Source organism: Pseudoxanthomonas sp. JBR18 (assembly GCF_028198165.1).
GTDB lineage: Bacteria > Pseudomonadota > Gammaproteobacteria > Xanthomonadales > Xanthomonadaceae > Pseudoxanthomonas_A.
The window spans coordinates 4,163,150-4,175,741 of record NZ_CP116339.1 but is presented as its reverse complement, the minus strand read 5'-3'; the positions used below and the strand labels follow the sequence as shown (position 1 = coordinate 4,175,741).

Sequence of the window (12,592 nt, the reverse complement as noted above, 5' to 3'; positions counted from 1 at the left end):
CTGGCCGGGACAAACGCCGTGAGCGGGCGTGCGAGGGGATCAGGCTGGCGCGGTCGGCGCGGGTTCGGCCTCGCCCAGGCGACCGGCGGCCGTGTCCAGATCCAGCACCACCCGGGACATGCCCGGGGTCTGGTGCCCTGGCAACACGCGGAAGCCCAGCGACTTGACCAGTTGCAGCATTGGCTGATTGTCGTCCAGCACGTCGCCCTGCAGCTGCTGCACGTTGCGTCCGCGCGCCCACTTCACCAGCCGGCGCATCAAATGCCGGCCCACGCCCTGACCGGCGATGAAGCGACTCACCAGGACCGTGTACTCGGCCTGTTTGCCACCGTCCAGGATGTGGGCCCGCGCCACCGCGCCGACCAGGGCTTCGCCTGGGATCATCGGCTCGGCGGCGACCAGCGCGAACGCCGTGCGGCTGTCGGGCGTGCACAGGGCCGCAGCCTGGTCCACGGACAGTTCGTTCATCGGTGAAAGAAAACGCTGGCGGATCTCCTGGGGCTCCAACAGGGAAAACGCCCCGCGGATCGGTGCCGCGTCTTCTTGCCTAATTGGCCGGATCAGGAGTTCACGGCCATCCCTCAGCCGGAATTTCTCGTGCCACGGCGGCAGTCTTTTTTGCCCGCTCATGGCCGGATGCTGTCACGCGGCGGGTGAAAGCGGGTTTGACATGGCTGGCCGTGGTGCAAGCCAGCGTCCGTGCGGCGCTCAGTCCGGCTGCTTGAGCCATTCCAGGCGCGTGGTCGCACCGGTTTCGCCGAGCAGCCGCTGCAGCACTGGCAGGGCTGGGGCGATCGCCTGCTCCAGCTGCCATGGGGCATTGATCATCAGCATGCCGCTGCCGGCCAGGCGCAGCGGGGAGTCGTCCGGGCGGACCTGCAGTTCGGCCAGCCAGATGGACCTGGCGGGCAGGGCAGCGGCCTTGCGGAAGAATGGCAGCAGCGTGCGCCGCTGTTTGATCGGATACCACACCGCCCAGGTGGCGTTGGGCCAGCGGGTGAGGCCTTCGCGCACGGCCGTGATGATCTGCGGGTACTCGGCGTCCTGGGCCTCGTAGGGCGGGTCGATCAGGACCAGGCCCCGGCCGAACTTGGTGTCTCCGATGCGCGGCGGCAGCAGCGCCTTGATCGCGCTGTAGCCGTCGCGGCCGTGCACGGCCACGCGCGCGTCGCGGGCGAACAGCTCGCGCAGGGCCTGGGTTTCCTCGGGCTGCAGCTCGCAGGCGGCCAGGCGGTCCTGCTCACGCAGGTGCTGGGCGACCAGCAGCGGCGAGCCGGGATAGGCGACCAGCGCGCCGACCGGGTTGTGCGACTGCACCGCGCGCAGGTAGCGCTCGATGCTCTCGTGCAGTGGCGGCTGGCCGAACAGCTTGAGCACGCCTTCGGCGGCCTCGGAGGTCTTGCGGCTCTCCGGCGAGGCCAGCAGGTAGTGGCCGCGCCCGGCGTGGGTGTCGAGCACGAAGTACGGGCTGTCCTTGCGCGCCATCGCCTCCAGCAGGTTGACCAGCACCAGGTGCTTGAGGACGTCGGCATGGTTGCCGGCGTGGAAGGCGTGTCGGTAGTTCATCGCGCACAAGCATAGAGGATGCGGGCCGGCACGGCGCACCGCTATGCTGCGCGCCATGCCCCATGTCCTGGTTGTCGAAGACGAAACCGCCATCGCCGATGCGGTGCTTTACGCATTGCGCAGCGAAGGGCTGCAGGCCGAGCACCTGCAGCTGGCGCGCGAAGTGGTGCCGCGCCTGCGCGCCGGTGGCGTGGACGTGGTGGTGCTGGACGTCGGCCTGCCGGACGGCAGCGGCTTTGACGTGTGCCGCCAGCTGCGCACCTTCAGCGAGGTGCCGGTGCTGTTCCTGACCGCACGCAACGAAGAGATCGACCGCGTACTGGGCCTGGAACTGGGCGCGGACGATTACATCGCCAAGCCGTTCTCGCCACGCGAACTGGTGGCGCGCGTGCGTGCTCGGCTGCGGCGCCCGGCGGTGGTCATGGCCGGCGGCAGGACACAGGGCGATTTTAGTGTCGATCCCGAAGGCCACCGTGTGCACTTCCGCGGCCAGCCGCTGGAGCTGACCCGCTACGAGTACGCGCTGCTGGCCGCGCTACTGCAGCGGCCTGGCGCCATCCTGAGCCGCGCGCAACTCATGGACCGGGGCTGGGATCGCGATGCCGACAGCGCGGACCGCACCGTGGATACCCACATCAAGACCCTGCGCGCCAAGCTGCGCGCCGCCGGGGCCGAGCCGGACCCGGTGCGCACGCATCGCGGCCTGGGCTATTCGCTGGAGCTGTGAGGGTGCGCCGTCCGTTTCCGAACACGTCGTGCCTGGGCTTTCAGACGCGGCGCGTGTGGCCCGGCCTGTGTCTGCCCCATGCGCGCTCGTCGCTCGGTGATGGACCGGTGGCTATGGCCCCGTGCTTGCTTTCCCTGCGCGCACGCGAGCGCCGCGCGTGCCGCCTGTGCAGTGACGGGGCGCCCTGATGCGCATCGGGCTGCGGCTGTTCCTGGGGTTCTTCCTGATCACCGGCTTGGCGGCGTTCTTCGTCATGCGGGTGTTCGTCAACGAGGTCAAACCCGGCGTGCGCCAGGCGATGGAGTCCACGCTGGTGGATACGGCCAACGTGCTGGCGGTGATGGCGGCCGACGACCTGGCCGCCGGCCGCATCGACGATGGCCGCTTTGCCCGCGACATGGATGCGGCCTTCCAGCGCGAGGTGGACGCGCACATCTGGCAGATTCCCAAGAAGCGCGTGGACTACCGGGTCAGCATCACCGATGCGCATGGCGTGGTGGTCTACGACTCGCGCGGCAAGAACCTGGGCCGGGACAACTCGCGCTGGAACGATGTCTACCTAACCTTGCGGGGCGAGTACGGGGCACGCTCCAGCCCCGAGTCGCCGGGCGACACCGCGCATACGGTGATGCACGTGGCCGCGCCGATCTATGCGCCGGGCAGCCAGCCGCCGCGCCTGATCGGGGTGCTGACGCTGTCCCAGCCCAACCGGACCTTCGAGCCGTTCATCGCGGCCAGCCAGCGCAGCATCCTGCGCCGCGGCGGCTGGCTGATCGGCCTGTCGGTGCTGATCGGGGTGCTGATGACCTGGTGGCTCTCGCGCGGCATCGGCCGGCTCAACCGCTACGCGCAGGCGGTCAGCGCCGGACAGCCGGTCGCGCCGCCCAAGCCGCGCCGCGACGAGATCGGCGACCTGGGCCAGGCGCTGGAAACCATGCGTCGCAAGCTGGAGGGCAAGGACTACGTCGAGCAGTACGTGCAGTCGTTGACCCACGAGATGAAAAGCCCGCTGGCCGGCATCCGCGGCGCGGCCGAGCTGCTGCAGGAGCCGATCCCGGAGGCGGACCGCCAGCGCTTCGCCCGCAACATCCTGGACCAGCAGCAGCGCCTGACCGAAACCATCGAAAAGCTGCTGGCGCTGGCCGAGGTGGAGCAGCACGGCTGGCTGCAGACGCGCACGCGGATCGAGGTGGCCCGCTTGCTCGATGAAGTGCGTGCCGCGGCCGCACCGCGCATGCAGGCTGCCGGCGTGGCGTTGCAGGTCCGCTGCGCGCCGGGGCTGGCGGTGCAGGGCGATGCCTTCCTGCTGCGCCAGGCGCTGTTGAACCTGCTCGACAACGCGCGGGCGTTCTCGGCGCCGGGCAGCGAGGTGGCGCTGATCGCCGAGGCGTCGGGCGGCCAGGTGTCCATCATCGTGCGCGATACCGGGCCAGGCGTGCCGGACTACGCGCTGGAGCGGGTGTTCGAGCGGTTCTATTCGCTGGCCTCGCCGGCGACCGGCCAGCGCGGTACCGGGCTGGGGTTGCCCTTCGTGCGCGAAGTCGCGCGTCTGCACGGCGGCCAAGTGCAACTGGCCAATGCCGCCGAGAGCGGAGCCGAGGCCTGCGTGCAGTTGCCGACGGCCTGAGCGCAAGCAGGTTCGCCCTGCCACGCGTAGAGCGGAGCTCGCTCCGCTGGAGCGTTCCCCTCGACCTTGCCGAAGGGCAGCGGAGCGAGCTCCGCTCTTATCTGCTGTGGATCTGTCAGGTTAGGTGCCGAGCGCCGGCGTGGGCCACCGTCTCCGCTCTGGATCTGACGATCGCTTTGTAGCCTGGTGCCCACGCCGGAAGCTCCCTTGATCCGCCCGAACAGTTGCCCGAGCCGACACTCGGATGGATAAGACTGGGCAAGCGGGGGAGTGCTCGACCCTTCCAGCCTAACGGAGATGCGCCATGCACGGGATCGGGATCGATGTGAGCAAGGCCACCTTGGAGGTGGCCGTCTACCATGGCCCTTGGCGGCAGTTCGACAACACCGTCGCCGGTCATCGCAAACTGGCCGCTTGGCTCAAGCCCCTGGCCGTGCGCCGGGTGGTGTTGGAGCCCACCGGCGGCTATGAGCAGCAGGTGCTCGATGCCCTGCATGCAGCAGGCCTGCCGGTGGTGCGGGCTAACGCGCGCCAGGTCCGTGACTTTGCCCGGGCCACCGGACAACTGGCCAAGACCGATCGGTTGGATGCGGCCGTGCTGGCTCAGATCGCCCAGGTCCTTGATCTGCCGCTTTATCAGCCGGCGCATCCATGGCAGCGCCGGCTGGCCGAGTATGTGCAGAGCCGTCGTCAGGTCGTCCAGATGCTGGTCAGCGCCGAACAACAGCTGGGTTGGGTCAAGGACCGCCAGCTACGCGGTGCGTTGCAGGCCAATGTCCTCCAACTCACCAAGAGCAAGGCCTTTCTGGATCAGCAGATTGCCCAACAGGTGCGCCAGCAGCCACAACTGGAGGCGATCCAGACGCTCAAGGGCGTGGGGCCGGTGTTGTTGGCGGTCCTGGCCAGCGAGCTTCCTGAACTGGGCAGGCTCGATGGCAAGGCCATTGCCAAGCTGGTCGGGGTGGCGCCACTGGCACGCGACAGCGGCACCCTGCGCGGCACCCGCAGCATCTGGGGTGGCCGCGCTGACATCCGCCAGGCCCTGTACATGTCGGCCCTGTCGGCTTTGCGCTACGAGCCGCGTCTACGCCAGTTCTACCAATCCCTGCGTGCTCGCGGCAAAGCGGCCAAGGTGGCCATCGTGGCGGTCATGCGCAAGATGCTGGTGATCCTCAATGCGCGTGCACGCGACGCCTGGAGCGTGCTGCCGGCGGGGGAGTGAGGAAGACAGTTGCTACAGGGCTTTCCCTTGATCTGGTCGTAGGGCGGCGGAGCAAGCTCCGCGCTACGGGTGTTTTGCCTTGATCCGTGACGGAGGGCAGCGGTGTTATTCGCAGGCCTCGCCGGCAACCGGCAAGCGCGGCAGCGCGGCAGCGCGGCAGCGGGCTGGGGCTGCCCTTCGTGCGTGAAGTCGCGCGCCTGCACGGCGGCCAGGTGCAACTGGCCAACGCCGCCGGGGGCGGAGCCGAGGCCTGCATGCAGTTGCCGACGGCCTGAGCAGGTCCGCCGCACCACGTGTAGAGCGGAGCTTGCTCCGCTGGAGCGTTCCCCTTGACCTTGCCGAAGGGCAGCGGAGCGAGCTCCGCTCTACAGGGGGTTCACTTGACCTGATTGCAGAGCAGCGGAGCGAGCTCCGCTCTACGGGGCGTTCCCTTGACCTGATTGCAGAGGGGTTTTCTTGATCTGGTCGTAGGGCGGCGGAGCAAGCTCCGCGCTACGGGTTATGCGGTCGCTTTGATGACCTCGCCCAGGACATTGAAGATCTGGTCGATGTGCGACTTCTCGATGATCAGCGGTGGCGACAGGGCGATGGTGTCGCCGGTGACGCGGACCAGCAGCTGGCCGTCGTGGAAGGCGCGGGTGAACACCTCCGCGCCACGCGCGCCGGGCGCATCGGGGCGCGGGGCAAGCTCGATCGCGCCGATCAGCCCGTAGTTGCGGATGTCGATGATGTTGGGCAGGCCCTTGAGCGCGTGCAGGCCCTGTTGCCAGACCTCGCCCAGGGCAATGGCCTGCTCAAACAGATGGTCCTCGGCGTAGGTGTCCAGGGTCGCCAGCGCGGCGGCGCAAGCCAGTGGATGGCCGGAATAGGTGTAGCCATGGAACAGGTCGATGGCGTTGTCCGGGCCATGGGTGAAGGCATCGAAGATGTCCTCGGACACGAACACCGCGCCCATCGGCACGCACCCGTTGGTGATGCCCTTGGCCGCGGTGATGATGTCCGGCGTCACCCCGAAGCGTTGCGCGGCGAAGGCCTTGCCCACGCGGCCAAAACCGGTGATCACCTCGTCGAAGATCAACACGATGCCGTGCCGGGTGCAGATCTCGCGGATGCGCTTGAGGTAGCCCTCCGGCGGCAGGATCACCCCGGCGCTGCCGGAGATGGGTTCGACGATGACCGCGGCAATGGTCGACGGGTCATGCAGGGCGATCACGCGCTCCAGTTCCTCGGCCCATTCCTTGCCGTGGGCGGGCAGGCCCGGGGTGAAGCCGTTGCGCTCGATGTCCAGGGTGTGGCGCAAATGGTCCACGCCCGGCAGGCCGGGGCCGAACCACTTGCGGTTGTTGGGCAATCCGCCCACCGAGATGCCGCCGAAGCCCACCCCGTGATAGGCCTTCTCGCGGCCGATCAGGCGCGTGCGTTGCCCCTCGCCGCGGGCGCGGTGATAGGCCAGGGCGATCTTCAGTGCCGAGTCCACTGCTTCGGAGCCAGAGTTGGTGAAGAACACATGGTCGAGGTCGCCCGGGGTCAGTTCGGCCAGGCGCTCGGCCAGCACGAAGGGCAGGGGCGAGGACATCTGGAAGTTGGGGGCGAAATCCAGCGTGCCGATCTGCCGGCGCACGGCCTCGACGATGCGCGGGCGGGCGTGACCGGCGTTGACACACCACAGGCCGGCGCAGCCATCGAGAATCTGCCGCCCGTCCACATCGGTGTAGTACATGCCCTGCGCGCTGGCCAGCAGGCGCGGCCTGGCCTTGAACGCCTTGTTGGCGGTGAACGGCATCCAGAAGGCGTCCATCGCCTCCGGTCGCTGGGTGGCCAGGGCGGTGTCGTCGTGCAGGGCGTCGGCGGGCATGGGCGGGGTCGGTCAGGAGCCGGGGAGTCGTTAGCCTAGCGTGTCCCACCCGCTTCACGCAGGCACCGGGGCCCGGTGCTGGTGAGCCGTCGCGCTTCCGCCATGAAGCGCTATCCAGCGTGCGCCGCGCTCAGGCGTCCTGTTCGTCCCAGTGCGCCTTGATCTGCAGGATGCGCGGCAGGATCGAAATGAAGATCCGCACCAGGCGGGCGTCCAGGTGGCTGCCGGCCGAGTCCTGCAACTGCTGGATCGCCCGTTCCACCGGCCACGCCTCCTTGTAGGGACGCGGCGAGGTCAGGGCGTCGAAGACGTCGGCGACCGCAACGATGCGCGCCGACTCCGGGATGCGCTCGCCGGCCAATCCACTGGGATAGCCGCTGCCGTCCCAGCGCTCGTGGTGGTAGAGCGAGACCTCGGCGGCCAGCTTGAACAACGGCGCCTTGCTGTGGCTGAGGATGTCGTAGCCGATGCGCGGGTGGGTCTTCATCACCGCCCATTCCTCGGGCGTCAGCGGCCCGGGCTTCTTGAGCACCGCGTCGGGGATGCCGATCTTGCCGGTGTCGTGCATCGGCGCGGCTTCCTCCAGGAGCCGGGCCTCCTCCACCGGCCAGCCCGCGGCGCAGGCCAGGGCGCCGGCATAGGCGGCCATGCGCCAGATGTGGACGCCGGTGTCGTTGTCGCTGTAGTGCCCGGCGATGCCGAGCATGCGGATGGCGTCGTGGTAGCTGGCCACCAGCTCGGTGGCGCTGACCAGCGACAGGTGGGTGCGGATGCGCGCGCGCAGGACCGCCGGCGAGTAGGGCTTGGTGATGTAATCCACGCCGCCGGCGGCGAACCCCACGTCCTCGTCGGCGTCCTTGTTCTTGGAGGTGACGAAGATGATCGGGATCGCCGCGCTGCGGTTGTCCTGCTTGAGGGTGCGGGCGATGGTGTAGCCATCCACGTCCGGCAGGTCCACGTCCATCAGGATCAGTGAGGGCGCGTGCTGGACCACGCAGCGGATGGCGTCGGTGCCGCTCTTGGCGAAGGCCAGCGGGTAGTCGTTGTGCAGGATCTGGCGCAGCAACGCGAGGTTACTGGCTTCATCGTCCACGCAGAGGATGGGGCGTTGGCTCATGACCGCTCCGGATCGATGCCGCTCGATGAGACCGGGTTCCATTATTCGGGGCTTCATGACGTGATATCGGCCTGGTGGCGGCGGACTTGATCCTCGGCGACGCGGAAGTCGAAGTTCTCCACCAGCGTCTGGAGTTGGTCGCGCAGTTCCTCGGGAATGTAGGGGGCGATGCTGGCGAGCGTCTGCTCGATCTGGTCCGCGTCGTCGGTCTGCAGGGCCAGGATCAGGCGCGCCAGCGGGTCGCCTTCCCCATCGGATGCGATGTCCGGCCGGGTGGTGTCCTCCTGGGCCATGTCCGGCGCCTGCTCAAGGCGATTACGGCGCAGGAAGACCTCGATGGCCGCCGCCGTGTCGACGACGGCGCGATGCAGCTCGGTCAGGGCATCGCGTCCGCTGCGCCCTTGCTCGAGCTCGTGCTCCAGCTGCGCGGCGGCCTGGCCCAGTCGCGGCAACGCCAGCGAACCGCACGAGCCGCGCAGCTTGTGCGCCAGCGCAATGGCCGCTGCAATGTCGCCGGCCTCGATCAGCCCGCCGAGCGTCGCCGCGGGGTCCGGGTCGTCATGGAACAGGCGCGCCAGGTAACGCTGGTAAGGCGCCGGTTCCTCCCAAAACTGTTGCGCGCGCTCGCCATCGAGCAGATCCGGGTCGCTGCTGGTCCAGCCGCGCTGGGGAAGCGGCGCCTGTGGCGGGGCAGGGAGGTTGCCCAGGCGCGTCATGCGGACCGTGCGCGGCATGAACTGCTGGATCATGTCCACCAGTTCGTCGACCTGGAACGGCTTGGACACAAAGCCGTTCATCCCGGCCTGCAGGGCCAGGTCCTGCTGCTGGCGGTAGGCGCCGGCGGTCAGCGCGATCACCGGCAGGTCCGACAGCGCCGGATCGCGTCGCAGGCGGGCGGTGGCCTCGTAGCCGTCCATGCGTGGCATCTGCACGTCCATCAACACCAGGTGGAAGTGGTCCGGCTGGCGCTGCAGCATGTCCAACGCCTGCTGGCCGTCATGGGCGACCTCCACGGAGGCGCCTTCGCCCTGCAGGATCCGTTGGGCGACCTCGCAGTTGATGTGGCTGTCGTCGACCAGGAGCAGACGCGCGCCGGACAGGCGTTCAGTTGACTCGATCTGGGCGGTGCCCGCGTCTTGGCACGCCTGGCGGTCCAGCTCGGTCACGGTGCGGTGCAGGGAACTGGCGCTGACCGGCTTGGTCATGACCGCGTCGATGCAGGGGTGGTCGGGTTGCTGCTCGAGCAGGCGCCGTTCGTAGGCGGTGACCATCACGATGACCGGGTGATAGCCGGGCGTGGCGGTGTCGCGGACGTGCTGGGCCACATCCAGGCCGTCGATCTCGGGCATGCACCAGTCGAGCAGGTAGATGTCGAACGGGTCCTCGGCCGAGGCCTTGATCTCGGCCAGGGCTTCGGCGCCGCTGGCCACGGCCCGGACCTCCCACCCCAGGCTACTGGCGATCCCACTGAGCGTGCTCAGCGCCAGTTCGTGGTCGTCGGCGATCAACACGCGCGGCGCCCGCTCGGTCGCCGCGGGCGCGTGGGGCAGTGGCAGCGCGTGTGCGGGGGGCGCTGCGCGCTCCAGGCTGATGGCGAAGTAGAACTCGCTGCCCTGGCCCAGCACGCTGTCCACCTTGAGCTCGCCACCCATCAGCTCCACCAGGCGTGCGCTGATCGTCAGGCCCAGTCCGCTTCCCCCGAACTGGCGGCTGGTGGAGGTATCGGCCTGCAGGAACGGCGAGAAGATCAGTTCCTGCTTTTCCCGCGAGATGCCGATGCCGGTGTCGCGCACCGAGAACAGCAGTTTGACCCTGCTCGCATTGCCGGCCGGGAAGGTTCGCACCGAGAGCACGACCTCGCCATGTTCGGTGAACTTCACCGCGTTGCCGACCAGGTTGATCAGCACCTGGTTCAGCCGCAACGCGTCGCCCAGGAACCAGTGGCAGTCTTCCGGCGCCGACTCGATCACCATCTCCACCGGCTTGTTCGCCAGCGAGTTGCCCATCAGCACGCCCAGGTCGTCCAGCAACTGGTTGAGATCGAACGGGGCGATCTCCAGGTCGATCCGCCCAGCCTCGATCTTGGAGAAGTCCAGGATGTCGTTGATGATTTCCAGCAGCGAACGGGCCGACACATCGATCTTCTGCACCATGTCCTTGGCCGCCGGGGCCAGGCTGCTGCGGCTCAGCAGATAGAGCATGCCCAGGATGGCATTCATCGGCGTGCGGATCTCGTGGCTCATGTTGGCCAGGAAATCCGACTTGGAGCGGTTGGCGTTTTCGGCCGAATCGATGGCCAGGCGCAGCTGTTGCTCTCGCAGCTTCTGCTCGCTCAGGTCCACGGCCATGGCCAGGTAGCCGATGACCTGATCCTGCGCATCCAGCAGCGTGCTCAGGGTCAGCAGCACGGGCAGACGACGGCCGTTGCTGGCCACATAGGTCCATTCGCGGGTGTCGCTGCGTCCCAGGCTGGATTCGGCGGCGATGGCTTCCAGGCGGGGCGCCACGGGATGGCCGGCCTCGCGCGAGGCGTCCTCGGCACGGCGTTCCAGTTCGGTCGCGTCGAGAAACTGCTCGGGATGGCTGCGCCCGATCATGTCGTGGGCCGAATAGCCCAGCAGCTTCTCGGCCGCGGGATTGAACAGGGTGATCAGCCCCTGCCTGTCGGTGGCGACGATGGCATAGCCGGCGTGGGCGAGGATGGCGTGCTGCAGCGCCGAGTAGCGCACCAGCTCACTGGTCCTCTCCTGGACCTGCTGCTCCAGCGTGGCGTTGGCCTGCAGGACGCGCTGCTGGGCCACGACCCGCTCGGTCACGTCGCGCACGAAGTGCGAGTGCCCGACGGTTTGCCCATGGCGACCCACGATGGGGGCGATGCTGGACAGGACGTAGACCACGCGTCCATCGCGATGCCGCATCTGTTCGACCAGGGTGGGGCTGGGATCCTCGCCCGGCATCAGCTCGGCGATCTGCGGAGGCAGATAGGGCTCGGGCATGAGCAGGGCCAGGCGGTCCTGGTCCAGCGCCTGCGCCCGGGTATGGCCGAAGATGCGTTCGGCGGCCGGGTTCCAGTGCGTGATCCGTCCTTTGGCGTCCTCGGCAATGATCGCCTCGCTGGAATGGCTGACCAGTGAGGCCAACTCGGTCTGGTGGCGCAGGACCTGGGCGCGTCGAAAACGGTTGGACAGATACTGGTACTGCAGCGCAGCCAGCAGGATGAACAGTGCGGTGACCCCACTCACCACCCACCATGGCTGAATCTGGTTGAGAGAGCGGATGAAGGTCTCCGTCGGTCGCGCAGTCAGCCGCCAAGAGCGTCCGTACACGGGCAGGTCGCTGGTGATGGCCTTGGCGCCCTCCGCCGCCTGCGCCTGATGCACCTGGAAGAACGGTGCATCAGGTGACGTGGTATCGGCCAGCGACAGCTCGACATCGCGGCGATGCAGCGCCAGGTGCGTGAGCAGGTGGCTGGCCTCCAGGGCTGCCAGCGCCCAGCCGCGGGCCGCGCGCGCGCGCGCTTCGGGCGTGTCCAGGGGCATGCCTTCGCGGTAGTCGGCCAGCAGGATGAGAAAGCCCTGCTGGCCATGGAATGGCGCCGATTGCAGAAGGATCGGACTGGTCATGACGGGCATGCCGCTGCGTGCCGCGGCGATGGCCGCGGTACGCCGGGCAGGCTCCGAGGCCAGGTCCAGCCCTGCGGGCCCCCCCTGTGTTGGGTACGGTTCGAAATACAGAAGCACGTAGGACTCGCCGTCGTGCGGGGCGAACTGACGGATGTGCAGATTCTCTGCGCCATCGTCCCGGGCTTTCTGAAGAAAGGCCGCGCGCTGCTCAGGGGGGACGCGCTGCGCATAGCCAAATCCGCGCACGCCCGGGAACTCGCGTTGGTAGTCTCGCGATCGGCTGTAGCGCACGAAGCGCTCGCGGCCGATGTTGCCGTCGGTGGCGATCAACGCCCCACGTGCACCCCGTAGACCGTGCTCGAACATGGACATTCGATCGCCGATCTCCGCAACCATGTGCCGGTTGAGGTCGGCGAAGCGTTCGTTGAGCATCTGGGTGTTGTGGCGTTCGGTGGCCGCGCCGGCCAGCAACGCCGCCACGGTGCCCACCAGCGCCGTGGCGATGGAGCTGAGCAGCGCCCTTCGGCCAACTCCCCGGCGCAGCGACCATCGGCTGTTTGGCATTGCCCGTTCTCCGCTCCCTCTGAGGCCGGTGCTGGCCTACCCCTGTCGTTGGCCATGCGCTCGCAAGGCCGTCCCCTCTATCAGCGTTAACGCTATCACTTTGTGCGGGAATAGTGCCGCGTAGAAATGGGCAGCGTTTCGCTACAAATTTGAGCTGGTGTTCGCCTAGTGACACGTCGTGTCGTGGCTTGCCGATTCCCGGCGCGGCGCGCAGCGCTGTCGAGGTCCGTCCGTGGAGGCCGGAACGCGCCCAGGTGGTCGACCGCTTGGCGCGGCGAGCCGCGGTTGCCA

At 68.2% G+C, this 12,592-nt stretch carries 9 protein-coding genes; 4 read left to right on the top strand and 5 right to left on the bottom strand.

Annotated elements, in window-relative coordinates:
• Positions 1–39: 39 nt before the first annotated feature.
• Both PJ250_RS18745 and rlmJ read right to left on the bottom strand, forming a co-directional pair.
• Entirely contained in the window at positions 40–630 is a 591-nt protein-coding gene (locus PJ250_RS18745; RefSeq protein WP_271646123.1) for a GNAT family N-acetyltransferase, read from the bottom strand.
• 78 nt (positions 631–708) lie between these two features.
• Entirely contained in the window at positions 709–1,566 is an 858-nt protein-coding gene (gene rlmJ / locus PJ250_RS18740) for a 23S rRNA (adenine(2030)-N(6))-methyltransferase RlmJ (protein WP_271646122.1), read from the bottom strand.
• Positions 1,567–1,609: 43 nt separating this feature from the next.
• Here rlmJ and creB point away from each other — a divergent pair, with 43 nt between their 5' ends.
• From creB to PJ250_RS20630, 4 genes are all read left to right on the top strand, one after another.
• Positions 1,610–2,293, top strand: coding sequence for a two-component system response regulator CreB (gene creB, locus PJ250_RS18735; RefSeq protein WP_271646121.1), 684 nt, complete (start codon positions 1,610–1,612; stop codon positions 2,291–2,293).
• Positions 2,294–2,480: 187 nt separating this feature from the next.
• Positions 2,481–3,920: a two-component system sensor histidine kinase CreC gene (gene creC / locus PJ250_RS18730; protein WP_271646120.1), complete on the top strand. Its 1,440-nt coding sequence runs from the start codon at positions 2,481–2,483 to the stop codon at positions 3,918–3,920.
• A gap of 304 nt (positions 3,921–4,224) precedes the next feature.
• Complete coding sequence (locus tag PJ250_RS18725) at positions 4,225–5,142, top strand: IS110 family RNA-guided transposase (protein WP_271644615.1); 918 nt, start codon at positions 4,225–4,227, stop codon at positions 5,140–5,142.
• A gap of 86 nt (positions 5,143–5,228) precedes the next feature.
• Entirely contained in the window at positions 5,229–5,417 is a 189-nt protein-coding gene (locus PJ250_RS20630) for an ATP-binding protein (protein ID WP_333909492.1), read from the top strand.
• 224 nt (positions 5,418–5,641) lie between these two features.
• On the opposite strand, the gene PJ250_RS18720 is transcribed toward PJ250_RS20630, so the two are convergent.
• The 3 genes from PJ250_RS18720 to PJ250_RS18710 all read right to left on the bottom strand — a co-directional run bounded on the left by PJ250_RS18720 (position 5,642) and on the right by PJ250_RS18710 (position 12,301).
• Positions 5,642–6,997: an omega-aminotransferase AptA gene (locus PJ250_RS18720; protein ID WP_271646119.1), complete on the bottom strand. Its 1,356-nt coding sequence runs from the start codon at positions 6,995–6,997 to the stop codon at positions 5,642–5,644.
• 130 nt (positions 6,998–7,127) lie between these two features.
• Complete coding sequence (locus tag PJ250_RS18715) at positions 7,128–8,114, bottom strand: response regulator (protein ID WP_271646118.1); 987 nt, start codon at positions 8,112–8,114, stop codon at positions 7,128–7,130.
• A gap of 53 nt (positions 8,115–8,167) precedes the next feature.
• The gene (locus PJ250_RS18710) at positions 8,168–12,301 is read right to left on the bottom strand and encodes a CHASE domain-containing hybrid sensor histidine kinase/response regulator (protein WP_271646117.1); all 4,134 of its coding nucleotides are present in this window, start codon (positions 12,299–12,301) and stop codon (positions 8,168–8,170) included.
• Positions 12,302–12,592 lie beyond the last annotated feature (291 nt).